We start from the raw sequence: 26491 nt of genomic DNA on the forward strand, positions 1-26491 counted from the left end.
GTCATCAGGGGCGTCCTGCGCGACGAGACGCACCTGCCGCCCGCCCTGCTCACGGGCGTGCTGGGAACGACGTTGCGGATCACCCATCCGAAGCTGGTAATGTTCTACCCGTCACCGCACGACGCGGCCGACACGCCCCCGTAGCTCAGGGGATAGAGCAACGGCCTCCGGAGCCGTGTGCGCAGGTTCGAATCCTGCCGGGGGCACTTCGCAGAGAGCAGCAGATTCGCTGGCTGACCTGCAGAAGTGCCGAGAACAAGGCCCGGACTCAGTCTCACTGAGTCCGGGCCTTTGTCATTGCCGCTCACGATTCACGCGTGAGGAGCCCGTGAGCCGCTCACGGGGCCGAGGGCACGAGCTGCTCGGCTACCACCCCATCGCTTCCTCGATCTTCCTGTTGTTCTCCTCCTCGCTGTCGTCCAGGCAGCCCGCGTAGTTACGGTGGATGACTTCCGGGGACCCGCCCGCCGAGCCACCGGCGCTTTCCACGTAACGCTCACCGTCTCCGAGCTCACCACCACGGTCGCGGTGACCGACTCCGGCCAAGCCAGGACCACCCGAAGGGGCCTCGCCGCCGCTACGACGGCCGCATCGAGACCAGACGAGCCCCCTTGCGCTGCGAGCCCAGCACGGTGTCAGTCACCCACGAGCAGACCCGCATCACATGGACGATCCGACCAGTGATCTCCCTACCGCTCGCACATCGTCAGAGCGCTGAACTACCAGCCTGCGCGTACGACTTCAAACCCAGGTACCCCAGGCATTCGACTGAGTAACAACCTTCTTCACGGGTTCAAGGCGACTCGCTCAGCGTCACCGCGCGCGCGACCCGGCCACCGGCCAGGCCTGCGCTCCTGTCTCCGGCCGGCTCCGCGGCTTCACGGAGCCACTTTGGCGCGAGCCTCGGAGATCATGGCCCCAACGTCGTGCTTTACCGGGCAGATTCACAGACTGCCCGACGCCCCGCAAGCTTACGGGCCATGGTTACTCGCGCCAAAGCAGCGCCACCCTAAAGCCGCTCCGCCAACCTCGATTTCCCCGATCAGTCCGGCAATCGGCTGGACGTCACGCTTCTCGTCCGGCCGGATCGTCACGATCATCGGGGACCTCTCTTACCACTCGATGCTCTCCCCAGATCCAACGTCAATCCACCGGCAGCGGTTCGGGTCGGGCGCTGGCGCGTGGCAATGCAATGGTGGCGGGCGTCAGGTCGGGCCAGCTGGAACTGTAGTGCCGAAGACCGACGCAGAAGACCGGCCGCCAGTTAGGCTCAACTAGCGATCACGCTGCACAAAAAGCATCGGCGACCTTTGCACTCCCGGAGAGGCGGTACCACCCCATGAGCAGCGCAGGCGGGGCGCCCCAGACACCAGACCCCCGACTCGTACGCCTGGCCGAGCAGTCCCGCAACTTCGGGTTCCTGCTGCCGCACCTTCCGCTGCTCGTCGCGTACGGAACCTCGGCCGAGAGCCATGTCTTCAGCGACCCGAACACGTCTCTGATCAAATCCCGCCAGTTCGGCGAGGCCATGGCTGCCGACCTGATCAGCCGAGGGCGCGTCCGCGTGGAGGGCGGCACCCAGTTCGACCGGCTGCGGGCACTGGACCGGGAGGGGTACCTCCACGGCGATGTAGGCACCGCCTTTCACGAGGTGCGCGCGCTCGGTAACGACGCGAACCACTCGGGACTCGACAGCGCCGATGACGCCTTCCGGGCCCTGCGCACTTGCTTCCGTCTCGGGGTCTGGTACCACCGGCTACTCACCGGCTCGCGCGAGCAGCTGGCGTTCGTGCCGCCCAGCCCCGACCGAACCCCGGCCGCCGAGAACGAGCGCCTGCTTCAGGACGTCGCCCAGGCCCGCAAGGAACTCGAATACGCCCGCCTCAGCTACCACGACCAGGCATCCCAGGCCCAGGCCGAGCAGGCCGCCCGGAGCGCCGTCGAGCGCGAGCTGGCCCAGGCACAGGCCGAGAGTGAGGAGCTGGCCCGCGCCGTCGCGGCCATGCAGGACCAGCTCAAGGAGTTCCAGGCCGCCGCCGAGGCCACGCGGATCGGTCGCAGCCGCGCCGACCGCACCGACCGGGCCGCCGCGTCGGCCGCCGTCGCCGAGCGCGCCCGTCTCCTCGACAACGCGGAGCAGGCCTCCCGCGAACCCCTCACCGAGGTACAGGTCCGCGAGCGGCTCGACGCGATGCTCAGGGCGGCCGGATGGGACGTCCAGAACGGCGGCGCGAACCTCAACCTCCACGTCCAGGGCGACCGGCGGGGCAACGGCGTCGCCGTTCGCGAGGTCACCACTGCCAAGGGCCGCGCCGACTACGCCCTCTACGTCGACCGCAAACTCGTCGGCATCATCGAGGCCAAGCGCGAGGGCGCCGACCTGTCCGCCGCTGAGACACAGGCCGACCGTTACGCCGACCATCTCACCGACGCCCAGCAGCGCCTCAACGCCTGGCGCACCCCGCTTCCGTTCCGGTACGTGAGCGACGGCGGCGAGACCCGCTTCCGGTCCATCCTCGACCCGGACTCCCGTACCCGCCGCATTTTCTCCTTCCACCAGCCGCGCACCCTCGCCCGCTGGGTCCGCCAGGCCGAGGAGGACGAGCAGGCCCCCAGCTACCGGGCCCGGCTGCGCTGGCGCATGCCCGACCTCGACGAACGCCCGCTGCGCCCAGCGCAGATTAAAGCGGTGCGCGGCGTGGAGGACTCGGTGGCGCTCGGCAAGGGCCAGCACGGGATGGGGCAGTCCCGTTCCCTCGTCCAGATGGCCACAGGTGCCGGCAAGACGTTCACGGCCGTGACGTTCTCGTACCGGATGCTCAAGTACGCGCGCGCCGAGCGCGTCCTGTTCCTCGTCGACCGCAACAACCTCGGTGTCCAGGCCTTCGCCGAGTTCGAGAACTTCAAGACTCCCGACACCGACCGCAAGTTCGCCGACCTCTACAACGTCCAGCGCCTCGGCGCGGAGGGCATGTTCGCCTCCTCCAAGGTCGTCATCTCCACCGTCCAGCGCCTCTACATGGAGCTGACCGGCGCAAGCCTGCCTGGCAGCGACCGCGGCGACGGCGAGATCGACTACGACGTCGACGTGCCGGGCGGCGTCCGGGTCGGCTACAACGCCGACATCTCCCCGGAAGCTTTCGACCTGATCGTCGTCGACGAGTGCCACCGCTCCATCTACGGCAAGTGGCGCTCCGTCCTCGAATACTTCGACGCCCCCATCGTCGGCCTCACCGCCACCCCCGTCGCCCAGACCTTCGGCTACTTCAACGGCAACCTGGTCAGCGAGTACTCCTACCAGGAGGCGGTGGCCGACCGCGTCAACGTCGACTTCTCCGTCTACGAGATCGAGACGCGGATAACGGCCGAGGGCGGTGTCATCGCGCACGGCACCATCCCGGTCCGCGACCGCCGCACCCGCCGCCAGCGCTACGAGGACATCGACGAGGACATCGAGTACGGCGCCAACCAGGTCGGTGTCGGAGTCATCAGCAAGGATCAGCTGCGTACGGTCGTCAAGACGTTCCGCGAGCGGCTGTTCACGGAGATCTTCCGCGAGCGGGCGAAACGCGACCCGGTCACGGGCGCGCTGCGGTGGGACGAGATGTACGTGCCCAAGACGCTGGTCTTCGCCAAGAACGACAACCACGCGGAGGAGATCGTCGAGGTCGTCCGGGACGTCTTCGGCAAGGGCAACGACTTCTGCGCGAAGATCACCAGCGCGGCCCGCAACGCCTCCGAGCGCCTCGCAGCCTTCCGTAACCTCCCGGAGCTGCGCATCGCGGTCACCGTCGACATGATCGCCACGGGCACGGACGTCAAGCCGCTGGAATGCCTGCTGTTCTTGAGGGACGTCAAGAGCTGGGCCTACTTCGAGCAGATGAAGGGCCGCGGCGCCCGAACCCTGTCCCTGACCGACTTCGAGAAGGTCACCCCCGGTGTCGGCCCCAAGACACGCTTCGTGATCGTCGACGCGGTCGGTGTGACGAGGAAGCCGAAGGTCGACGCGGCGCCGCTGGAACGCCACACCGAGAAGCAGATCAGCCTGGAGAAGCTGCTCCGCAAGACCGCCGCGAACACCATCGAGGAAGAAGAGGTCTCCACCCTTGCGGCCCGCCTCGCCAAGCTCGACATCCAGATGACGGACGAGGAGCGCGCCGAGGTCCAGCGGCTGAGCGGCGGGCTGGAGCTGAAGAAGATCGTTCACGGGATGGTCGAAGCCGTCTCGGCGGACCGGCAGCTGGAAGTCCGAGAGGCCGCCGAACGCGCGGGCCGCAATCCGGAGCGCGCGGTACGTGACCTCATCGAGCAGTCTGTCCGCCCCCTCGCCGCCACGCCGCCGCTGCGTGCCCGCCTGCTGGAGATGCGGCGCGCGAAGGACATTCTTTACGACGAGAACGGCACCGACGAGCTGCTTCGCGCGGGGGCCGCCGTCGACGACGCGGACACGGCAGCGGAGACGGTCCGTGACTGGCGCCGCTACATCGCGGAGAACCGTGACGAGATCGAGGCGATGTCCGTCGCGTTCAGTGCCGGCTCCGACGTGCCGCCCGGTGTCGCCATGAACCGGCTCAAGGACGTGGCCCGCAGCATCGCCCGCCCGCCGCGCGCGTGGACACCGGACAGACTGTGGAAGGCGTACGAGAAGGTCGGCGAGGCGGTAATAGACGGGGCCCAGCGCAAGCACACGGCCTCCGATCTGCTTGCCCTGCTCCGCTACGAACTCGCGGGCGGCGCGGCACAGGGCGCCCCGGCACCCCGCCCGTACGAGGAGCTCGTGCGCGAGCGCTATCAGGCCTGGATCACCCGCCAGGAACAGGCGGGCGCACGTTTCACCGAACGGCAGCGCTGGTGGCTCGACCGCATCGCCGCGGCGACGGCCGAGCGTGTACGCTTCGACACCACTGACCTCGATTACGCCCCTTTCACCTCGCGCAACGGCACGGACGGATTCCTCGCGGAATTCGGGGGGACAAGGGCGGAACATATCATCAATGAGCTGGACAGGGAGCTGAGCGCGTGACGACCGACTCGGGTGTGGGGCCGGGGGGTTCGGGCTCCGAGGGGGATGTCGCGGACGCGGGGGGGCTGCCTGCGGGGTGGGGGCGGGCGACGTTGGGGGAATTGTGCCAGCCAATTGAGAAGGCCCTGCCCACTGAGCTTGGACGCAGCACGTTTCAATACATCGACATTGGATCGGTTGATCCTTCGACTCTTTCGGTTGTGAGGGCTGTCGAGACGGAAGCCGACGCCGCTCCCAGTCGCGCACGTCAACTCTTGAGGCATGGCGATACGGTATTCTCAACGGTTCGACCATACTTGCGGAAGATCGCTTGGATTCCCGAAGAGTTCGATGGCGAGATCGCTTCTACAGGATTTTGTGTGCTGCGGGCGGGAGAGGCGATAGATCGCCGTTTTCTATTTCATCTGGTTTCATCGAGTTCGTTCATCTCGCGTGTTGTCGAGAAGCAGCGTGGAGTAAGTTATCCCGCGGTCCGGGAGCGAGATGTCCTAGAGATCGAGGTTCCCGTACCGCCTCTCGCCGAACAGCATCGCATCGTCGCCAAGCTGGATGAGCAGTTGGCGAATATCGCGACCGGCATGGTAGCAGTCCAGGCCGCACTAACCAGCTCCGACGTCCTGAAACACCAGATTACGGGGGGCGGCGCGTGCGGTGGGTTCGACGGAATTGATCGGTTCCCCGCCCTGATCGAACCCGCAGATGTCGATGACGGAACGCTTCCAGATCTCCCAGCAGGGTGGCAATGGAGGCGCCTTGAGGAGATCGCAGACGTAGTCGGCGGGGTCACGAAAGACAGTAAGAAGCAAAGTAATCCTGAATATGTTGAGGTCCCGTACCTGCGGGTCGCCAATGTTCAGCGCGGGCAAATTCTGCTCGATCGAGTTGAAACCATTCGAGTTCCCGCGAAAAAGGCTGAATCGCTGAAACTGGAAGTCGGAGACGTCCTCCTCAACGAAGGGGGAGATCGCGACAAGCTGGGCCGTGGATGGGTATGGGAAGGGCAAATCGAGAACTGCATCCACCAAAATCATGTCTTTCGTGCTCGCATTACAGGGGATGCGCTGGATCCTCGGTTGCTTGCCTGGCACGCTAACGCATTCGGCAAGAACTGGTGTGACCGCAATGGGAAGCAGACAGTGAACCTTGCCTCCATCAGCCTTCGACGTATCAAGCTGTTGCCTATACCGGTTCCGCCGAGATCTGTGCAAGAAGATTTGGTCAAGTCGATCGAGAGCCGTTTGGCGGAAGTCGAGGCCGCACGGCAGATGGCTCAGGAAGTATCCAGGCAGGGGGAGAACCTGCGTGGTGCCCTTCTGCATGCCGCCTTCACGGGGTCCCTTGTGGCACAAGACCCCGACGACGAGCCTGCTTCTGCTCTCCTCGACCGGATTCGTGCTCAGCGGGCTGCTGGGAGTAAGCCGGCCAGGCGTAAGCGGGCATCCCGCACGACTGCCCCCGCCGCCCCTCAGGCCTCGGGCCGACCGGTTCCCTCTGGCACCCAGGAAACACTTCCCCTGTGAGCACCATCATGAGCAGCAGTACTGGCAAGCCGACTCCCACGGATTCCGCTGAAGTGGCGGCCTCTGCGGTAATCAGCACGACTCCCGCCCCTCGCGCAGCAGAACTGAGCACCAAGGCCACCCCAGCGGCCCCGGCTCCCACCTCCACCTCCACCCTCGTCAACCGCCTCTGGTCGTACTGCGAACTGCTGCGCCACTCCGGCGTCTCCACTCTCGACTATGTCGAGCAGCTCACCTACCTCCTCTTCCTGAAGATGGCCGACGAGCGCGCCAACCGCCCGGCGGCCTTCCGGCGCAACGCTCCCGAGAAGCCTCTCGTTCCCGAGGGAAGGGACTGGAAGAGCCTTACCACCCGGTCCGCTGAGGCCCTCCTGGACCACTATGAGTTCATCCTCAAGGACCTCGGCCAGCGCGGCGGCACGATGCTCGGCGAGGTCTTTACCAAGGCACAGAACAAGATCCAGGAACCTGCCGTCCTCGACCGCCTGGTCAAGGACCTGATCGACCCCTACACCTGGACCACCGAGAACCAGGACCTCAAGGGCGACGCCTACGAAGGCCTCCTCCAGCGCGGCGCCGAGGACCGCAAGACCGGCGCCGGCCAGTACTTCACACCCCGGCCGCTCATCGACGCCATGGTCGACTGCGTCCGGCCGAGGCCCGGTGAGTCCATCACCGACCCGGCCTGCGGCACCGGCGGCTTCCTGATCGCGGCGCACGCCCACCTCGTCCAGAACTACGAGGACGAGCTGTACGGCGACAAGGGTCGCGCCCTCCAGAACGGTGCGATCACCGGTTACGAACTCGTCCGCGAGACCGGCCGCCTCGCCCTGATGAACATGCTGCTGCACGGCATCGGAAGCTCCGAGGCCAAGCCGCTCATCACCATCCAGGACTCCCTGGCCCGCCCGCCGAAGCGGCACTACGACATCGTGCTTGCCAACCCGCCCTTCGGCGTCGGCTCGGTGACCGGCGAGTCGTACACCTCCCGCACCGACTTCTGGGCCCCGACGACGAACAAGCAGCTCAACTTCGTCCAGCACATCTACAACCTGCTGAAGACCAACGGCCGAGCCGCCCTCGTCCTCCCCGACAACGTCCTCTTCGAAGGCGGCGCCGGCGAGACCATCCGCCGGAACCTCCTCAACCTCTGCAACGTCCACACCCTGCTGCGCCTGCCTACCGGCATCTTCTACGCCAACGGCGTCAAGGCCAACGTCCTGTTCTTCGACAAGACCGGCCAGCGCACCGGAGGCCGCCCCGGCACGCGCCAGCTCTGGGTCTACGACTTCCGTACAGACCAGCGCTTCACGCTCAAGCAGCGACAGCTGGGCCGCCAGCACCTCGACGACTTCGTCGCTGCGTACCACTCCGGCGGCACGGACTTCAGCAAGCGCACCCCGAGCGACCGCTTCCGCGCGTACGACTACGACGAGCTGATCGCCCGGGACAAGGTCAACCTCGACCTCACGGTGCTCAAGTCCGACGCCGCCGCGACCAAGGAATACGCGTCGCCGGACGTGATCGCCCAAGAGATCGTCGACGAACTCGAAGTGGCGCTGGCCCAGTTCACGGCCGTGGCCCGCGCACTGAAGAAGGACGTGCCGCCGTCGGCCGACGAGGAGTAGAGTCAGCAGACGGGCCGGCGGTTCACTGAGAACCGCCGGCCCGTCTGCTGTTCCCCTCTCTCCGTGCTCAGAGCTCGCCCCCGACCAGCTCCGCGCCACTCGCTCCCTCATCGCGCCAAGAGACTCGTTGGCGCCGGGGTCGGCGAAGCCCTCGAATACTCGGCGCAGCTGGTGATGTCCGAGCTGTGCGGGAACGCGGTCCGCGCGTGTGGTGGCTTCGTTCCGCTCGTCGCCGAGGTGGGGGTCACGTCGTCGGGGTGCGGTGAGGGCGCGGAGCGGGGCGTCCGGGTCAGGCTGCACGACCCGTACGCCGGATGCTGCCCGTGCGGGGCGGCGTAGGGCTCGACGGCCCCAAGGCGGATTCGGGGCGTGGACTGCTGTTGGTCGATCTGCTCGCACCGGGGTCGCGGGTCACGGACACGCCGGGCGGCAAGCAGGTGCGCTGCTGCATTCCGGCTCAGTAGGAGAGCGGGGTCTGGCAGGCCGAAAAAAGTACTGCTCGGGGCCCCTGGACGCGGTCCTTGCACCTACCCTGGAAGGGAGTGATCGCCTGCGGCCCGATCAGCCGGTTCCGATGTGTTCTCGGAGCGCTTCGTCACCGGGTCCGACGCTGCCGGATCAGGGGAGTGGCCCGTCGGCGTATCCACTCGGACAGGGACGTTGGAGAACGGGTGGGGCATGGCGACGGAGCGCGACAACATCGTGTCGAGAGGGCCGGAGGGGCACTGGACGGCAGACGGAATCTTCCGGCGCTGGCAGCGGTTCTTCGAACAGAAGCCGAGCCTCAAAGGGCTGACCCGGTTGGAGTTCACCGAGCACATCGCGTATCTGCTCTTCCTCAAACTCGACCACGAGCGCGCCCAGCGGACGGGGATGTTCGCGAGTCCGCCGATCGCGCCGGCGGGCAGCTGGCCGAGCCTCGTACTCGCCGGCGGTGAGGATCTGCACCGTGCCCTGACCGGGCTGATGGCCGAACTCGGCAAGCCGAACCCGCAGGATCCACGCCGGGCCATCGCGAGTGTTCTCTTCCACGACTCCCGCCCCTGGCCGGCCGACAAGATGGCGGATCTCGGACGGCTGATCGTCGAGGAGTTCGACCCGTACCGCTGGTCGGACGTGCGTCGGGACGAGCTCGGTTCCGCCTTCTCGCTGTTGATAGCCGACTGCCGGGACGACATCCGGGCCAAGCGGGAGACGGGCCAGTTCCTCACCCCGCCCCACCTGCTCACCGTGATAGCCAAGGCACTCGCCATCACCCCACAGGACCGGGTAGTCGACGCGGCCGTCGGGGTCGGCACCAGCCTCATCGCCGCCCACCGTGAGATGGCCGCGCACGGGGGCCGCGTGGACGCCGCTGCCATCGCCGGTGCCGATATCGACGTACAGATGTGCCGCCTGGCGACGATGAACGTGCTCCTCAACACCGGGCGTCAATTCCACGACGTACCGCCGATACTGCGCGCGGACTCGCTCGACACGAAGGAACGCCTGGTACGCCGGTACGAGCGGGACGTGGCCGCCACCGTCGTCATATGCAACCCGCCGTTCAAGAGCAACGTCGAGGCGAACACTGAGCGGCGGGACGACTTCTGGGCGCAGAACGCCACGCTCCCCGCCAACTTCCTCCAGCATCTGGCCATCACCCTGCCCCAGGGGGCCAGAGCGGCCGTTTTCATGCCCGACGGTGTCCTCTTTCACCGCGGATCGGCGGCCACCATCCGCAGGGCGCTCCTGAGGAACTGCGACGTGCACACTCTGCTGCGGCTGCCGACCGGCATGTTCCACGACACCGGCTCCAAGTCGAACGTCCTCTTCTTCACCAAGTCCGTCCTGCGCCCGAACGGCGATCCGGCCACCGACGAACTGTGGGTGTACGACGCCCGTGACCTTCACCATACGGACACCGCGAACCCGCTCACGGAGGAGGACTTCGCGGAGTTCCTGGAGGCTTACCGGCCCGGAGAGGAAGGCTTGGCGGGGCGCACCGAATCGTCGCGCTTCAAGCGATACGACCGTGACGACGTACGGAAGATACTGAACAGTTCCGGCACCAGCCTTGACCTGAAGGCCCATATCGTCGACACGCACGACGAGTTCGTTGATCCGCGCGAAATCGCGCAGTCGATCGTGGACCATCTCGGCGACGCGCAGCGGAGCTTCCAGGTAGTACTGGACTCCCTCAGCTGACGCCTGTACCCACGCCCTCTTCGCCGCTCGTAGCCAGCCGGACAGGAACATCATGAACGCCCCTTCCCACCAGCCCGACATCCCCACCCAGGTCCGCCAGGTCGAGCGCGCCTTCGATGAGACGTATACCGGCCTCATCGACATCAGTGACTTCGGCAACCGGCCGCCGGAGCAGACCCAGCCCGCCTTCCGCTCCCGCGCCCTGGCAGCGCACGCCGTGCGCATCATGACGGGGTGGACCCCCGAGCAGGCGGCCGACTGTGTCATCGACGGAGGCCAGGACCAGGGCATCGACGCCATCGCCATAGATGAGGCGGCTGCCCACATCTACCTCGTACAGGCCAAGTGGAGCCCGATCGGAAAGGCCAAGGCCGACGAGACCGCGGTGCACAAGCTCTTCGCGGGACTGACCCTCATCGACTCCGGAGAGGCCGCCCAGTTCAATCCCCGCGGCCAGATCCTCGCCAAGAGGGCACACGAGCTGATCAGCGAGAAGACGACCGAGATCACGCAGGTGATCGTCCTCATGGGCACCGAGCCGCCTTCGCCAGGCGTAAGGCAGGTCATCAAGAACGGCGAGGGGGAGTTCAACTCTCACGGCGATTATGTCGACCATCGCTTTCTGCACGCTAAGGAGATCCACGCGCTGGTCCGGAAGGATCAGCAAAGTGAACCCGTCACCCTGGAGGCGACGCTCCACCCCTGGTTCAGCGTGTCCTCGCCCTACCCCTCCTACGAGGGCATCGTACAGGCCGAAGAGGTCGCGACCTGGGCCGAGCACGGCAACGAACTGTTCGTCCGCAACATCCGCAACCCGCTGGGGCTGACCCCCATCAACAAGGAACTCGTGGACACGCTCACCGGCGAGCCGTCCCATTTCTGGTACTTCAACAACGGAGTCACGGTTCTGTGTGACTCCTTGGAAGCCGTGCCCGGATCGCAGAAGTTCCCCGAGCGGCACCCTGTCCGCCTCACCGCCAAGGGCGCCAGTGTCGTGAACGGCGCACAGACCGTGCGTTCCGTCATCGACGCTGCCCAGCAGTCCGACGAAGCCGGACTCGCCCAGGTCACCGTCCGTTTCATCGTCACCAACGGCGACACCGAGTTTGCCAACCGCACCACCCAGGCCACCAACCGCCAGAATCACATCACCGAGCGCGACCGCATCGCTCTCGACCCCGTTCAGGCAGTGCTCATCGATGAGTTCCGTGCCGAACTGGGCCTCGTGTACAGCGTGCGCCGCAGCGAACTCGAACCGCAGGACGACGAAGGCTGCTCCGTGGTGGAGGCCGCGTGCGCGCTCGCCTGCGCCCACAGCGGCAGCCGGTTCGCGGCCCGGCTTGTCGCGTCCGGCTCCACCGACGTGCTGTGGGAACGGGGCGGCAGCGGTATCTACGACCCCCTCTTCCGGTCCGTGCCCAGCGTGTACGAGGCCTGGAACGCCGTGAACGTCCTGCGGGCGGTGCGTACGGCTCTGCGTACGGAACGCGAACAGTATGCCGGGCGCGCTGCCGCCGTCATCGACGACGGCACGTTCCTCATCACCCACCTGGTGTTCCGGCAACTCCTCGCCCAGGACGCGGGCATGGGGGAGCCGGACCAGTCGCTCACCTGGGCCGCCGAAGCCAAGGAGCAGGTGCCCGACCTGGTCAAGCGTGTCGTGCCGGCGCTCGTACAGGCTCTGGACGGAGTGGGAACCCGGTCGAGTCTGCAACGCGTGTGCGCCGATCCGGGGCAAGCCGCCGACCTCGTGACCGCGGCCCTTGCAGCGCTCGAAGGCGGCGGGACCGAGGACGCCGCCGCGCAGTACCGGCGCGAGGAGAGCAAGCCCCGCAAACGCCGCAGGCCCAACGCGGTGCACGTCATCGTGGACAAGGGCGCCCTGGAGGAAGGGGCACCGCTGCACCTGGCCCTGTACCTGCAGCCGGAGAAGGACGCGCTCGCCGCATGGCTCGACGCGAACCCGCGCCGGGCACTCGCGAAGTGGACCAACACCAACCGGGCACGCCCGATCGTCTGGGCTGCCGACGGCAACGCGTATTCGCCCACTGGGCTCATCGCACGGATGTGGGAGCTGGCCGAATGGGAAGGACGGCCCGTCTCGAACCAGGGCACCGCCCGCTGGGCCACCCAGGACGGAGAAACGCTCGCCATCCTCGCCCGGAGACTCCTTGACGGTATGGAGGAAGAGAAGGACGTCGAGTAACCGCCGAGCAGGTCGGGCATTCTCCCTCGGGCCCCGCTGACAGGCAGGCCGTCGAGCCGTACCGTATGCTCCTCCGACAGCATTACGCTGTGGAACCGTGGACCACCCGTGGACAGATCACGTTCGCCCGATCCCGAACGTGCCTCGGACCTGCTGCATTGTCTGAGGGGTAAGCGCCCTCCGGAGCCGTGTGCGCAGGTTCGAATCCTGCCGGGGGCACTCGTTCAGGACCAGCGGAAAGCGCTTCTTACCTGGGCTTGTGCCAAGAGCAAGAGCCGGACTCAGTCTCACTGAGTCCGGCTCTTTGTCATTGCCGCTCACGATTCAGGCGTGAGGAGCCCGTGAACCACTCGCGGGGCCGGGGTACGAGCCGCTCGGCTACCGCCCCATCGCTTCCTCGATGTGGAGCTCCCCAGCAGCCCGCGCCGCTCGTTCGCGAAGAGCCCGCCATCGGTGGCGGCGCCGGACTCGGCGATATGCTCCTCGCCTCGGCCGGTCGCGTGGCTGCGTAGAGCATGAAGCCGAAAAATGGTACGAGCCGCCGACCGCAGTTACGGTGAACAGGTCCGACATGCGAGACAACCGTGAGCAGTTGCCTGCCCTGGACTTCATTGACCAGAACTCGCGGAACGACTACGCCACTGCCTCATGGACTGCGTATTCCATAGCGGTGTTGAAGCCTCGGCACCGGCGCTTGTACGTCTCGGACACCGCCGGGGCCGCCCGCAGTTCCGGCGGTGGCTCCTCATCCTTGTGCCCGAGAACGACGGCCCAGCGCATCGCCAACCGCACCTGCACCAGCCCCGGGGCTTTGGCCCCTCCCCCATCATGGCCGTCCGTTTCGCATTACGGGTGCCACCGCTGCGCGGAATGCAAGGCCAGGAGACCAGGGAAGGAAGGGCGCAGAGGGAGCCGCCTGTCGAATCAGACGACCCGCTGGGGCACCAGAGAGCCCTTCCGGTCCCGCCATCGTCGGCGAAGGACGAAGAACCCGAAGAGAACGACTAACGGTGACAGCGAGAGCACCGTCGGCGCCCCGGCCGGCAGGTCACCACCGACCGGCATGGCATACGTGAGAGCCAGGATGAGGGGCGGGCAGGTGTAGAGAGCCGACCCGGCCCACCTCCATGCCTTCTCACCATGGGCCACCACGGCCTCGCCTGCATTCTCGGCTCACTGTAGACGATGGCTATCGATATCGGCCACACGACGACTGCAGCCAGAAGAGGTGAGATGGCCAGACCGCCTCAGCCCAGAAGCTCTCTGATCAAGGACGCCCCGGGGTACGAGATCATCAGGAAGAACAGCACGTTGAACGCGCCGTACCCCGACAGCCTCCGTCACCGTGCCGGACCCGTCTCAATGCTGAGCTTATCGATCACGCCTGACACCTTGCCGTTCTCCCCCTCGTACAGCCGATCAGTCATCCCTCAACAACGCCTGTCAGCCACAAGCGTTGGCCACGCTACCGAGGCCGCTCACGGGCATCACAAAGCCGTCGATGACGGATACCTGCCCTTCAAGGCGTTCGCCATCCCCGGGCATCTGCTTCAGAAGGAGCGGACTGACACGACCATCGGGGCCGCATTCGCTCTCAGCGCTGTGAGTATGTATCAGCCACGCCCACACGATTGCTGCGGCAATCGCGGGACGGTTCAACAGGTGGTGAAGAACGCGGATCAGCCATTCGGCGTCGGGTATCAGCCACTTGCACCACGAACCGCCTGCCTCATTACCGCGCTATGTCGCGCAGTACTGCATTCCGATCAGTCCGCCGGCGACTGGTCGCTGAACCCAACTGTCTTGTTTTGAGCGGATAGTGACCTAATACCATGGGCTGCACCTCAGTAGTGGCTCCTGAAGACCTCTGTCGCTCGTTACTGTCGCTGCGGGGACGCCAAGCGCGTTCAGTGGCGCGCCGGCGTGGCCGGTCTCGGGCGTGGCGATGCCGCCAAGGCGCGGCGCCCCCGCGCCTCGGAAGCCCGCCGCGCCGCGTAGCGGCACCCGCTCCGCGTCCGGGTCTTTTGTTGTTGTCCGCATCTTTCGGGGCCGGCCGGGGTAAGGTGCGTTCCCCTAGGGGCAGGAGTGATCCCGGAGTGGGGTGCGCCTGTCAAGTTTCCTGCAACACGCCTACTTGATGGTTACTCAGGGAAGCGGGGCGGATGAGATTTCGGCGGGGGGCCGGGCACGGGCTGGTGCTGCATCAGGCCCGGGATGATCTGCCGTTACGGGCCGTGCTGGAGGACGCCGCCATGGGGCGGTGGGAGGGGCCCCGGGATCTGATCGGGGCCACCGGGGCCGACTGGGACCGGCGGATCTTCCGGTTGCAGGTGCTGGCGCGGGCCGGGGCGGGGCTGCGGTTCGCCGATACGTGGGCGCGGGCCGAGCCGGGGTCGGGGGACGCGCTGGCGCTGCTCGCGCATGTGCAGGCGGTGCGGTCGGTGATCAGCGGGGCCGGGGCCGGGCGGGCTGAGATGGAGCGGGCCTGGGCGACCTGTCTGGCGGCTGCCGAGGCCGTGCCGGCCGATCCCTCGCCCTGGGTGGTGATGCTCGCGCTGCTCCGGGTCCACGCGCCCGGCCGCAACGTGCTGGAACAGGTGTGGGGCGAGGTCGTGCGGCGCGATCCGTACAACCGCGAGGCCCACCACGAGATGCTCACCTACCTCTTCGCCCGGAACCACGGCTCGGGGGCGGAGATGTTCCACTGGGCGCAGGAGCGGGCCGACACGGCGCCCCGCGGGCTGCCGCTCGCCGTGCTGCCGCTGGTCGCGCTCGCCGAGTCGCACCGGCACCGGATGGAGACCGACGCGGCCAGCTACGGGCTGAGCGTCCATCCGTGGATCGATTGCCCTCATATCGATCCGGTGGTGGACCGGTGGTGGCGGTGTCGCGGTGCGCAGCCGCACGCCCAGTTCACCGACGACGCCAACTACCTCGCCCACGCCCTGGCCTTCGCCGGCCGCCACGCCGAAGCCCACGAAGTGTTCGAAGCCATCGGTCCCTACGCCTCCGACGTGCCCTGGTCGTACTGCGGGGAGCCCCGAGGGCTCTTCCTCCGGCACCGGAAATGGGCCCTCCGGGCCGTCCGGGACGGGCGGGCCCACCGGCATCGGGCTCCCCGGTTCTGACCCCCGCGCCTGCCGGTCCCGCCCGCTGCACAACGCGCACAGTTCCTGACCGTTTTCACGAGAAGAGAATCGCGTGCCACTCGACCTCCCCGGCGGGCCCGGCGGCCCCGGCAGCTCCGGCGTCTCCGACGAGGAGCGCCTGCGCCAGCTCGGCTACACGCAGGTCCTCGCCCGCCACATGTCCGGCTTCGCCAACTTCGCCGTCTCGTTCACGATCATCTCCGTGCTCTCCGGCTGCATGACGCTGTACGGGTTCGGCATGAAGACGGGCGGGCCGGCCATGCTCACCTGGGGCTGGATCGGCGTCGGCGCGATGTCCCTGGTCGTGGGGCTGGCGATGGCGGAGGTGTGCTCCTCGTACCCGACCTCGGCCGGCCTGTACTTCTGGGCGCACCGGATGGCGCCGGAGCGCTCGCGCGCGGCGTGGGCGTGGTTCACCGGCTGGTTCAACGTGCTCGGGCAGGTCGCGGCGACCGCCGGCATCGACTTCGGCGCGGCCTCCTTCCTCAACGCCTACCTCGACCTGCAGTTCGGCTTCGCTGCGACGCCCGGCCACACGATCGCGCTGTTCGGCGCGGTGCTCCTGCTGCACGCCGCCCTGAACACCTTCGGCGTGCGGCTGGTGGCGTTCCTGAACTCCGTGAGCGTGTGGTGGCACCTGCTGGGCGTGCTGGTCATCGTCGGCGCGCTGGCCCTCGTCCCGGGCCGGCACCAGTCGACGTCGTTCGTCTTCACGCACTTCGTCAACGACACCGGCTGGACCTCCGGCCTCTACGTCGGGCTGCTCTCGCTCCTCGTCGCGCAGTACACCTTCACCGGCTTCGACGCCTCCGCCCACATGACGGAGGAGACGAACGACGCGGCGGTCGCGGGACCGCGCGGCATCGTCCGGTCGATCTGGGTGTCGTGGATCGCCGGTTTCGTGCTGCTGGCCGGCCTGACGTACGCGATCCAGGACTGGGACGGCACGACCGGCACCGCGACCGGCGTCCCGCCCGCGCAGATCTTCCTGGACGCGCTCGGCCCGGCCGGCGGGAAGCTGCTGCTGCTCGTCGTGATCGTTGCGCAGCTGTTCTGCGGCATGGCGTCCGTGACCGCCAACTCGCGGATGATCTACGCGTTCTCGCGGGACGGCGCCCTGCCCTTCTCCCGCGTCTGGCACCGGATCAACCCTCAGACGCGCACCCCCACCAACGCCGTCTGGCTGGCCGCCGCGGGCGCCTTCGTCCTGGGCCTGCCCTATCTCGTCAACTCCACGGCCTACGCCGCGGTGACCTCGATCGCCACCATCGGCCTGTACCTCGCCTACGCCGCGCCGACCCTGCTGCGGCTGCGCAAGGGCGACGCCTTCGAGCGCGGGCCCTGGAACCTGGGCCGCTGGTCGAAGCCGGTCGGCTTCGTGGCCATCGGCTGGGTCGCCCTGATCACCGTGCTGTTCATGCTGCCGCAGGCGAGCCCCGTCACCGCCGACACGTTCAACTACGCCCCCGTCGCGGTCGCCGCCGTCCTGGGGTTCGCCGGTGTCTGGTGGCTCGCCTCGGCCCGCAGGTGGTTCCTCGTGCCGGACCACCCGCGCAATTCCGCCTCCCTTCCCGGGCCCGCCGGCCCGTCCCCGGCGAGCGACGCCTTCCGCTGGTAGGCCCTCGTCCGTGACCGAAAGGGGCTCGGCCGTGATCAACAGGCGACCGGCCCGGGCCGACAGGCCACCGGCCCGGGCCGAAAGGCCCTCGGCGCCCCCTCAGATCTTCGGGTAGCTGAACTTGTACCCCTGCTCCTTGAACCACGGCAGCAGCCTCTCCAGCGCCGCCACCGTCTGGCCGCGGTTGCCGCCACCGTCGTGGAAGAGCACCGTCGGGCCCTCCTTCATGCCCTTCTTCACCGCGTCGACGATGCGGTCGACGCCGGGGTTCTGCCAGTCGTGGGTGTCGACGTTCCAGCCGAGCGGGCGCATGCCGTGCGACGCCGCGACCTCCCTGCTGTACGGGGTGAAGGCGCCGCCCGGCGCCCGGTAGTAGCTCACCCGGGCGCCCTCCCCCGCCGCCTTCTCGATCGACTGCCAGGCGTCGAGGACCTGCCGTTCCTGGTAGGACTCGGGGCGCTTGTCCATGGCGGTGTTGTGGTCGGCGGAGTGGTCGCACAGCCGGTGGCCGGCCGCGGCGACCTTCTTCACGAGGTCGGGGTACTCCTGGGCCCGCGACCCGATGATGCAGAACGTCGCCTTCGCGTCGTACTTCTTGAGCAGGTCGAGGACCTTCACCGTCCAGCCGGGCTCGGGTCCGTCGTCGATGGTGAGGTTGACCGTTTTTCCTGGGTCCTCGCTCTCGTGCGTGATCTCGGCCGACACCCGTGCCGGCGGCGTCGCCGCGCCGGAGGACGCCGCGCCGGGCGACCTCCCCTTGTCGCCGCTGCCGGAACTTCCGCCGCCCCCGCCGCCGTTGCTCGGCCCGGCGCTCGTGCCCGGGTCCTCCGTGGCCATGGCCACGCAGCCGGATATCGTCGCGATGAGCGCCATCGCCGACGCCGTCGCGACGACGAGGCGCCGGTTCCTCCGAGCGGCCGGTCGTGCCATGAGCGTCCCCTCCCTCGGTGTGCACCCGAAGACGTCCATACCGAAAGGAAGGTTCCCAAGAGGGTTCGAAGAAGGACATCAGCCCTCAAGGCTTGCAAGTCCCTTGCGGAGACTCACACTTCCCGTGTTTCGGCAGCCCCTTCCGCACCCGCCGCGGCCTCTCCCACACCGGTGCCGGCCTCTCCCGCACCGGCGGCGATCGCCTCGGCGACTTCCCCCTTCCGCGCCGCCTCCTCCTCCGCGAAGCGCTGCGCGTCGAGCTTCTCGGCGATCTCCTCGTCCTGCGCCATCAGCAGGTCCAGGCTCGCGTCGCCCAGCTCCAGCACGCCCATGTCTACGTACGCCCGCTGCAGCCGCTCGCCCCACAGCCCGATGTCCTTGACGCACGGCACGATGCGCGAGAACAGCAACTGCCGGAAGACCCGGAGGTATTCGGACTCCTCGCTCAGCCTGACGGCCTCGTCCCGCGGGAGCCCGAAGTCGGTGAGGACCACCTCGCCCCGCAGCCGGTCGCGCATCAGGTAGCAGCCCTCGATGACGAACTCCTCGCGCTCGCGCAGCTCGGCGCGCGACAGCTGCCGGTAGTAGTCGCGCAGCGCCATGCGGCCGAAGGCGACGTGCCGGGCCTCGTCCTGCATGACGTAGGCGAGGATCTGCTTCGGCAGCGGCTTGTCCGTGATGTCGCGCAGCATGCCGAAGGCGGCGAGGGCCAGGCCCTCGATGAGCACCTGCATGCCGAGGTAGGGCATGTCCCAGCGGGAGTCGCGCAGGGTGTCGCCCAGCAGCGCCTGCAGGTTGTCGTCTATCGGGTAGACCAGGCCGATCTTCTCGTGGAGGAAGCGTCCGTAGAGCTCGGCGTGGCGGGCCTCGTCCATCGTCTGGGTGGCGGAGTAGAACTTGGCGTCCAGGTCCGGCACGGACTCCACGATGCGGGCGGCGCAGACCATCGCGCCCTGCTCGCCGTGGAGGAACTGGCTGAACTGCCACGCCGCGTAGTTGCGCCGCAGCTCACCCTTGTCCTTGTCGCTCATGCGGTCCCAGTACGGGGTGCCGTGGAGCGGGCTGGTCTCGTCGGGCAGGCCGAGCGGGTCGTACGGATCGACGGGCAGGGACCAGTCGATGCGCTTCTCCGCGTCCCACTGCTTGTCCTTGCCCTTCCGGTAGAGGGACAGGAGCCGGTCCCGGCCCTCGTCGTACTCCCAGCTGAAGCGGGCCGCGCCCGCAGCCGGCACCGTCCAGCCGGGGTCGCCGGGGTCATGTGCGTAGAGGTTGCGCGTCGCCATCGGCGTCTCCCGTCCTCTGCCGGCATCACCGGACCACAGGTTCCCCCGGACCACCGGCATCGCCGGTTCCACTGGCAGGCTCACACGCCGGTTACCGCCGGGTCAACGATCCTTCATCAACTCACCCGAAAGGATTGACGCGCTTGCTGACAAGCAGTCTCATAAGGGTGTGACCCCAAGTAACCCTGTAGTCAGTCCGCTTCGGGACGCCCTCGGTCCGCTCAAGGACCGCGAGCAGGTCGCCCTCAGGCTGCTGGAGTCCTCCGCCAGACACTCCTTCGACCCGGACACGGAACTCGACTGGGACGCGCCCCTGGAGGACGGCAAGTGGTTCTGGCCGCCCGAGCTGCTCTCCCTCTACGGCACCCCGCTGTGGCGCACGATGTCCGAGGAGCAGCGCGTCGAGCTCTCCCGGCACGAGGCCGCCTCGCTCGCCTCGCTCGGCATCTGGTTCGAGCTCATCCTGATGCAGCTGCTGGTCCGGCACGTCTACGACAAGCCCGCCACCAGCGCGCACGTCCGCTACGCGCTCACCGAGATAGCCGACGAGTGCCGGCACTCGAAGATGTTCGCCCGGCTGATCGAGCGCGGCGGCGCCCCCGCCTACCCCGTGTCCCCCCTGCACCACAACCTCGCGCGCGTCCTCAAGACGGTGTCCACCACGCCGGGTTCGTTCGCGTGCACGCTGCTGGGCGAGGAGATCCTCGACTACATGCAGCGCCTCACCTTCCCCGACGAGCGCGTGCAGCCGCTGGTCCGCGGCGTCACCCGCATCCACGTGGTGGAGGAGGCGCGCCACGTCCGGTACGCGCGCGAGGAGCTGCGCCGCCAGATGGTGGGCTGCCCGCGCTGGGAGGCGTCCCTGACCCGGCTCAGCTGCGGCGAGGCGGCCCGCGTCTTCTCCGTCGCCTTCGTCAATCCCGCCGTCTACACGAACGTGGGCCTGGACCGCCGCGAAGCCGTCGCCCAGGTCCGGGCGAGCGGGCACCGGCGCGAGGTGATGCAGACCGGAGCGAAGCGGCTCACCGACTTCCTGGGCGACATCGGCGTCCTGCGGGGTGCCGGCCGCCGCCTGTGGCGCAGCTCCGGCCTCCTGGCCTGAAGGCCCCTCCCGGCCTGAAGGCCCCTGCGAGCCTGAACCGCCCGTACCCCCGCCCCACCCCAGGTCCGTACCACCGCACCCCCGCACCACCCCGTTACGCTGCCCTGCATGAACGGCAGCGGAACCGCCCCGGCAGCACCGACTCCGTCCGCCCGCCCCGCGTACCGCAGGCTCAGCGTCGAGGAACGCCGCACCCAGCTGATCGCCGCCGCCCTCGTCCTCTTCGCGCACCACGCGCCCGAGGACGTCTCCCTGGACGACGTGGCGTCGGCCGCCAAGGTGTCGAGGCCGCTCGTGTACCGCTACTTCCCCGGCGGCAAGCCCCAGCTGTACGAGACGGCGCTGCGCAGCGCCGCCGACGACCTGGAGCTGTGCTTCGCCGAGCCGCAGACCGGCCCCCTCACGGGCCGCCTGGCCGCCGCCCTCGACCGCTACCTGGCGTTCGTGGACGAGCACGACGCCGGGTTCAGCGCGCTGCTGCAGGGCGGCAGCGTCGCCGAGACCTCCCGCACGGGCGCGATCGTGGACGGGGTGCGGCGGGCGGCCGCCGCGCAGATCCTCAAGCACCTGCAGGTGCCGGAGCCCGGGCCGCGGCTGCGCATGATGGTCCGGACGTGGATCACGGCCGTGGAGGCGGCGTCCCTGATCTGGCTGGACGAGGACAAGCAACCGCCGGTGCACGAGCTGCGCGACTGGCTGGTCGACCACTTCGTGGCGCTCCTGACGGCCACGGCGGCGAGCGACCCGCAGACGGCCGGGGCCGCCCGCGCGGCGCTGGCCCTGGAGGGCACGGACGGGCCCGTGGGGCGCCTGGCCCGCCAGGTCCTCCCGGTGGTGTCGGACGCGGGGCACCTGCTCCCGGCCGCTACGTCTTCAGACATCTCCTCGGATACGTCCTCGGACGCGGGGCATCCGCCCCCACCCGCTACTTCTTCGGATACGTCCTCTGACGCGGCGCACCTGCCCCCGCCCGCTACGTCCTCGGACGAGGCGCGCGTCTGACGGAGACTGGGGGCGTGAGAAGCGAGAATACGCCCTTCGTGGGCGGCCCCCTGGACGGGCGCGTACTGCCGGTACTGCTGGGACACACCGGGCATCCGCCGAAGGTCTACGAGGTCCCGGTGCCGGACGAGCACGGCGGGGCGCCGACGGTCCTGGTCTACCACCGGGTCCAGGCGGGCACGACGCGCCGCCTGGGGCTGCACAAGGGCTGGAAGTACGTGTACGACCCGGAGGGGCGCCGCCCGGACCGCGGCCTGAAGTGGCCGTGGACGAAACGCTGAGGCCACCCCGGACGCCGGGAAGCCGCCGGGAGGCCGCCGCCGGCCGCAAGGGCGCCTCCCGGCCGCATCCGGGGCGCGCGGGTGCGGCCCGGCCGCCGGCCGGGTGACGGCCCGGCATCCATGGAGTGAGCGGGTTAGGCGGATTCGCCCACAGCGCTCCCATAAGTAGGACCACACGTGGCACGATCCTCCCTGGGCAAAACGATCACGCCCCACACCGGAGGTGAGCTCGTGTCAGGACGGTTCGCGCGTTCTGTCTGCACGGCGGCGCTGATGGCCGGCGCCGCGTCGCTCGCACTGCCCCCGCTCCCGGCGGCGGCCGCCCCCGCCGCCCCGCCCGACCAGCCGTCCGTCCACACCCTGCTCACCCGCCTCCAGACGCTCTACCGGAAGGCCGAGGAGGCCACCGAGACGTACAACGCGACCGAGGAGAAGCTCAAGGCGCAGCACAAGCGGGTGGACGAGCTGAACGAGCAGCTCGCGACCGCCCGCGTCGCCCTCACGGGCAGCCGCGACGCCGCCGGGCGGCTCGCCCGGGAGCAGTACCAGGGCACGAGCGGCACCCTCGCCCCGTACGTCTCCGTGCTCCTCAGCGGCGACCCGCAGCAGGCACTCGACCGGGGCCACCAGATCCAGCGGGCCGCGGGCCAGCGGGCGGCCACGGTCGGGCGCCTCACGAAGGGCGAGAAGCGCGCCTCGGACCTGGCGGGCAGGGCGCGCGAGGCCCTCAACGAGCAGCAGGTGCTGGCCGCGAAGCAGAAGCAGCAGGCCGACAAGGTCAAGCGGAGCCTCGGCGACGTCGAGAAGATGCTCGCGTCGCTGACCGGCAACCAGCTCGCCGACATCCAGCGCCTGGAGCAGAAGAACATCGGCGAGGCCCAGCGCGCGCTGCTCTCCTCGGGCCGGCTGAGCGGCTCGACCAGACCGTCCGCCGCGGGCCGCAAGGCCATCGCCTACGCGTTCGAGCAGTTCGGCAAGCCGTACGTGTGGGGCGCGGCCGGGCCGGACGCCTTCGACTGCTCGGGGCTCACCTCGCAGGCCTGGGCCCACGCGGGCGACGTCATCCCGCGCACCAGCCAGGAGCAGTGGAAGAGCCTGCCGCGGGTGGCGCTCGACGAGCTGCGCCCCGGCGACCTGGTGCTCTACTTCGAGGGGGCCACGCACGTCGCGCTCTACATCGGCCACGGCCTGGTGATGCAGGCGCCGCGGCCGGGCGGCAGCGTGAAGGTCTCGCCGATCGCCGCCAACCCGCTGCTCGGGGCGGTCCGCCCGGACGCGGGCGAGGCGCCGCTGCGGAAGTACGAGCTGCCGCCGCTGCCGGAGGGCGCCACGGACGGCTCCGACACGGGGTACGGGTCGGCGTCGGCTCCGTCTTAGGCCGGCGGGGCGGCGTCGGCTCCGTCCTATGCCGGCGGGGCGGCGTCAGTTCCGTCCTAGGCCGGCGGGCGGGCCGGCGGCGTCACGCCGGCTCCCCGGCCAGGGCCGCCACGCACGCCGCCGCGCCCTCCGCCTCGTAGAAGTACTCCGCGAAGTCCTCCGGGTCGTCGAAGCCGCCGGCGATGCGGTCGGCGAGGGCCTGGTGCCGGCGCGCCGCTTCGAGGAGCTCCCGCACGTGCGCGGGCTGGCGCGGCGCGAGCATCGCGTTGGTCCAGGCGGTGGTGTGCCGGGCCGAGACCCAGTGGCCGGCGAACGCCGCCCGCATCCACGCCTCGTCGAAGGGCCGCTCGCCGTGCCGGACGATCGCGGCGAGGTAGGCGGCGGCGCACTTGGCGGCGGAGTTGGCGCCCTGGCCGGTGACGGGGTCGTCGGCCACGACCGCGTCGGCGACCCCGAGGACGAGCCCGCCGGAGGGCAGCCGGCCGACGGGGTCGCGCACGGCCGGGGTGTAGCCGCCGGCCAGGGTGGCCTGGGCGTCGGTGAGCTCGACGCGGGTCGCCCGCGCGTACTCCCAGGGCACGTAGTGCTCCATCAGCTCCAGGGTCCGCGCCAGGTGCTCGCCGGGGCCGGGCTGGTCCTGGAAGGCGTCCAGGGGCCCGTCCGGGACGGCCTCCCAGAACAGGACGTCGGCGCGGCCGGAGACGGTGAGCGTCGGCAGCACGAACAGCTCCCCCGCGCCGGGCACGAGGTTGCAGCGCACCGCCTCGGTGTCCGGGTGCTCGGGGCGCGGGCCGAGCCCGTGCACGTAGGCGACGGCCAGGGCGCGCTGCGGGACCGCGTACGGGGAGCCGGCGGGGTCGCGGTCGAAGAGCTCCGCGAGCTCGCCCTTGCCCGTGGCGACGAGCACCAGGTCGTAGTGGCGGGCGAGGGCGTCCAGGTCGGAGACCGTGGCGGCGTGGACGGCCAGCCGGCCGCCGCGCTCGGCGAAGGTGTCCAGCCAGCCGGACATCTTCAGCCGCTGGTCCACGGACTGGGCGCAGCCGCCGAGCCGGCCGAGCCAGTCGACGGCGCGCCGGTGCGGGCCCGCGGCGGCCGCCGGCTCGGCCACGGAGACGCCGACGCCCTCGATGCGCGGCGCGGCGGCCGCCCAGAAGCCGAGGCCGAGCTCGTGCTCGTGGCGCAGGGCCGTGGGGAACATGCACTGGGTGGACATCACCCGGCCGGAACGTATCTCTTCGGAGGTGCGGTTGGACATCAGCGTCACGTCGTAGCCGTGGAACTGGAGGCCGAGGGCCAGCTGGAGACCGGACTGGCCGGCCCCGGCGATGAGGATCCGTCGCACGGGTCGCTCCTCACTCGGGCAGGGTGTCGAGCGCCCGGCCGACGAGGGCCAGCAGGGTGTCGACGACCGTGATCCGCTTCCGGGCGTCCATGGGCACGACCGGGACGGGCGGCGGCAGCGCGAGCGCCTCGCGGACGGCCTCGGGGGCGTGGCGGTCGGCGCCCTCGAAGTGGTTGACCCCCACGACGTACGGCAGGCCGGCGGTCTCGAAGTAGTCGAGGGCGGGGAAGGACTCGGCGAGGCGCCGGGTGTCGGCCAGCACGACGGCGCCGATCGCGCCGCGCACGAGGTCGTCCCACATGAACCAGAATCGTTTCTGGCCGGGGGTGCCGAAGAGGTACAGGACGAGGTCGGCGTCGAGGGTGAGCCGCCCGAAGTCCATGGCGACGGTGGTCGTCCGTTTGGCGGGGGTGGCGCGGGTGTCGTCGACGTCCCGCGCGGCGGCGGTCATCAGGGCCTCGGTGCGCAGCGGCGTGATCTCCGAGACGGAGCCCACGAAGGTGGTCTTGCCGACGCCGAAGCCCCCCGCCACGACGATCTTCGTGGCGTGGGGGGCGCGGATGCGGTCGGTCTGCCAGGGGCGCGGCGCGTCGTCGGCGGCGACGGCGCCGAGCGTCACCGCGCCCCGGGGTTCCGGGCCTTCTTCGCAGCCGGCGGATTCACCGTCGACGGACTCACCGTAGACGGACTCACCGTAGACGGATTCACGGTCGGCGGATTCACAGTCGGCGGAGTGCACCTTGCACCCTTTCCAGCAGCGCGCGGTCGGGCCGGCCGGTGCCATGGGCGGTGTCGAAGACGCGGACCCTGCCCTGCTCGGCCAGTTCGAGGAGGAGGACCCGTACGGCGCCGAGCGGCATGCGCAGCAGCGCGGCGATCTCGGCGACCGACCGCAGCCGGTGGCACAGGTCCACGATGGCCCGGCCCTCGGGCGGGATCCGGGGACGGGAACCCGCCCCCGGGCCGCTGCCGGGGGCGGTGCCGTCCGCGTCGAGGGCCGCCACGAAGGTCTCGACGAGCAGCAGCCGGCACCGGCGGGGGCGCCCGCCGGTGAGGGAGTACGGGCGGACGCGCGCCGGCTTGCCGCAGGCGGTGGTGGTGCCGGTCATCCGACCGCCTCCACCGACTGCCGCAGTTCCCTGCGGAGTTCGGGGGTGAGGACGTGACCGGCCCGGCCGACGAAGAGCGCCATGTGGTACGCGACGACGCTCATGTCGCAGTCGGGATCGGCGTGGACGCCCAGCAGCGAGCCGTCGCTGATGGTCATCACGAACAGGCTGCCCTCGTCCATGGCGACCATGGTCTGCTTGACGAAGCCGCCGTCCATGAGGCACGCGGCGCCGGTCGTCAGGCTGCCCAGGCCCGCGACGATGGTGGCGAGGTCGGCCGTGGAGCCGCGCGGCCCTTCCGGTCTCTCGCCGCGGTGCACCAGGCGCGGATCGGAGGAGAGCAGGAGCAGGCCGTCGGAGGAGACGACGGCGACGGACCGCACGCCGGGCACCTCCTCCACGAGGTTGGTCAGCAGCCAGTGCAGGTTGCGGGCCTCGTGGCTCAGCCCGTAGGCGGCGGGGCCGGCGGGGGATACGGGGGTCGCCCCCCGGGGGAATGCAGTCAACCGCGTGCCTCCTCGGGAGTGCCGCCGTCGGCCGGCGGGCCCGCTTGGTTCCGTTGTGTGTCGCGCCCGGCCAGCTCGGCCCGGGCGTCGCGCCGGCCGTCGGCGGCACCCCGCTGGAAGCCGGCGAGCTTGCGGCGCAGCGCTTCGGCGTCGACGCCCTGGCGCACGCGCTGGGGGGCGGGCCGCTGGGCCACGGCCTTGGGGGTGCGCTTGGGCAGCGCGGTGCCG

The 26491-nt window shown here is 69.4% G+C and carries 19 protein-coding genes and 1 tRNA gene; 12 read left to right on the forward strand and 8 right to left on the reverse strand.

From position 1 onward, the window contains the following. Positions 1-134: 134 nt before the first annotated feature. Positions 135-206: transfer RNA gene (locus tag B7P34_RS24840), tRNA-Arg, on the forward strand. A 160-nt stretch (positions 207-366) separates the two neighbouring features. On the opposite strand, the gene B7P34_RS39460 is transcribed toward B7P34_RS24840, so the two are convergent. Continuing rightward, positions 367-489 carry a hypothetical protein gene (locus tag B7P34_RS39460; protein ID WP_286157509.1) on the reverse strand — a complete coding sequence of 41 codons (123 nt, stop codon included), beginning with the start codon at positions 487-489 and terminating at the stop codon, positions 367-369. 850 nt (positions 490-1339) lie between these two features. On the opposite strand from B7P34_RS39460, the gene B7P34_RS24850 reads away from it, so the two are divergent. The 7 genes from B7P34_RS24850 to B7P34_RS24885 all read left to right on the forward strand — a co-directional run bounded on the left by B7P34_RS24850 (position 1340) and on the right by B7P34_RS24885 (position 17331). Then, the gene (locus tag B7P34_RS24850) at positions 1340-5023 is read left to right on the forward strand and encodes a DEAD/DEAH box helicase family protein (protein WP_223268195.1); all 3684 of its coding nucleotides are present in this window, start codon (positions 1340-1342) and stop codon (positions 5021-5023) included. Further along, entirely contained in the window at positions 5020-6543 is a 1524-nt protein-coding gene (locus B7P34_RS24855) for a restriction endonuclease subunit S (RefSeq protein ID WP_106679982.1), read from the forward strand. Before B7P34_RS24850 ends, B7P34_RS24855 begins: the two co-directional genes overlap by 4 nt. A gap of 8 nt (positions 6544-6551) precedes the next feature. Next, a complete protein-coding gene (locus tag B7P34_RS24860) occupies positions 6552-8171 on the forward strand; it encodes a type I restriction-modification system subunit M (protein ID WP_106680011.1) in 1620 nt (539 codons plus the stop codon). A gap of 576 nt (positions 8172-8747) precedes the next feature. Then, a complete protein-coding gene (locus B7P34_RS24865) occupies positions 8748-10358 on the forward strand; it encodes an HsdM family class I SAM-dependent methyltransferase (protein WP_146166916.1) in 1611 nt (536 codons plus the stop codon). 52 nt (positions 10359-10410) lie between these two features. After that, positions 10411-12564, forward strand: coding sequence for an AIPR family protein (locus B7P34_RS24870; RefSeq protein ID WP_106679986.1), 2154 nt, complete (start codon positions 10411-10413; stop codon positions 12562-12564). 2162 nt (positions 12565-14726) lie between these two features. Next, positions 14727-15692, forward strand: a complete 966-nt coding sequence (locus tag B7P34_RS24880) for a hypothetical protein (protein WP_223268196.1) — start codon at positions 14727-14729, stop codon at positions 15690-15692. A gap of 73 nt (positions 15693-15765) precedes the next feature. Further along, entirely contained in the window at positions 15766-17331 is a 1566-nt protein-coding gene (locus B7P34_RS24885) for an amino acid permease (RefSeq protein WP_223268197.1), read from the forward strand. Between the two features lie 99 nt (positions 17332-17430). Here B7P34_RS24885 and B7P34_RS24890 read toward each other — a convergent pair whose 3' ends face one another. Both B7P34_RS24890 and B7P34_RS24895 read right to left on the reverse strand, forming a co-directional pair. Continuing rightward, positions 17431-18261: a polysaccharide deacetylase family protein gene (locus tag B7P34_RS24890; RefSeq protein ID WP_106679988.1), complete on the reverse strand. Its 831-nt coding sequence runs from the start codon at positions 18259-18261 to the stop codon at positions 17431-17433. Positions 18262-18374: 113 nt separating this feature from the next. Next, positions 18375-19544 carry a ferritin-like domain-containing protein gene (locus tag B7P34_RS24895; protein ID WP_106679990.1) on the reverse strand — a complete coding sequence of 390 codons (1170 nt, stop codon included), beginning with the start codon at positions 19542-19544 and terminating at the stop codon, positions 18375-18377. 169 nt (positions 19545-19713) lie between these two features. On the opposite strand from B7P34_RS24895, the gene B7P34_RS24900 reads away from it, so the two are divergent. The 4 genes from B7P34_RS24900 to B7P34_RS24915 all read left to right on the forward strand — a co-directional run bounded on the left by B7P34_RS24900 (position 19714) and on the right by B7P34_RS24915 (position 23306). Beyond that, entirely contained in the window at positions 19714-20646 is a 933-nt protein-coding gene (locus B7P34_RS24900) for an AurF N-oxygenase family protein (RefSeq protein ID WP_106679992.1), read from the forward strand. A gap of 108 nt (positions 20647-20754) precedes the next feature. Further along, a complete protein-coding gene (locus tag B7P34_RS24905) occupies positions 20755-21648 on the forward strand; it encodes a TetR/AcrR family transcriptional regulator (protein WP_106679994.1) in 894 nt (297 codons plus the stop codon). A gap of 14 nt (positions 21649-21662) precedes the next feature. Further along, complete coding sequence (locus B7P34_RS24910; RefSeq protein WP_106679996.1) at positions 21663-21929, forward strand: hypothetical protein; 267 nt, start codon at positions 21663-21665, stop codon at positions 21927-21929. A 231-nt stretch (positions 21930-22160) separates the two neighbouring features. Beyond that, a complete protein-coding gene (locus B7P34_RS24915) occupies positions 22161-23306 on the forward strand; it encodes a C40 family peptidase (RefSeq protein ID WP_223268198.1) in 1146 nt (381 codons plus the stop codon). A gap of 82 nt (positions 23307-23388) precedes the next feature. Here B7P34_RS24915 and B7P34_RS24920 read toward each other — a convergent pair whose 3' ends face one another. From B7P34_RS24920 to B7P34_RS37625, 5 genes are all read right to left on the reverse strand, one after another. Continuing rightward, positions 23389-24648: a styrene monooxygenase/indole monooxygenase family protein gene (locus B7P34_RS24920; RefSeq protein ID WP_106680001.1), complete on the reverse strand. Its 1260-nt coding sequence runs from the start codon at positions 24646-24648 to the stop codon at positions 23389-23391. 10 nt (positions 24649-24658) lie between these two features. Next, entirely contained in the window at positions 24659-25210 is a 552-nt protein-coding gene (locus B7P34_RS24925; RefSeq protein WP_223268199.1) for a GTP-binding protein, read from the reverse strand. 157 nt (positions 25211-25367) lie between these two features. Next, positions 25368-25757 (reverse strand): DUF742 domain-containing protein, encoded by a 390-nt coding sequence (locus B7P34_RS24930; RefSeq protein WP_106680005.1) that lies wholly within the window; start codon positions 25755-25757, stop codon positions 25368-25370. After that, on the reverse strand, positions 25754-26263 hold the full coding sequence (locus B7P34_RS24935; protein WP_106680007.1) for a roadblock/LC7 domain-containing protein: 510 nt from the start codon (positions 26261-26263) through the stop codon (positions 25754-25756). The genes B7P34_RS24930 and B7P34_RS24935 overlap by 4 nt, the downstream gene beginning before the upstream one ends. Continuing rightward, on the reverse strand, positions 26260-26491 hold a 232-nt coding region (locus B7P34_RS37625; protein WP_189383029.1), incomplete at its 5' end, for a hypothetical protein. The genes B7P34_RS37625 and B7P34_RS24935, both read right to left, overlap by 4 nt.

It is taken from the genome of Streptosporangium nondiastaticum (genome assembly GCF_003011965.1).
Classification (GTDB): domain Bacteria; phylum Actinomycetota; class Actinomycetes; order Streptomycetales; family Streptomycetaceae; genus Streptomyces; species Streptomyces nondiastaticus.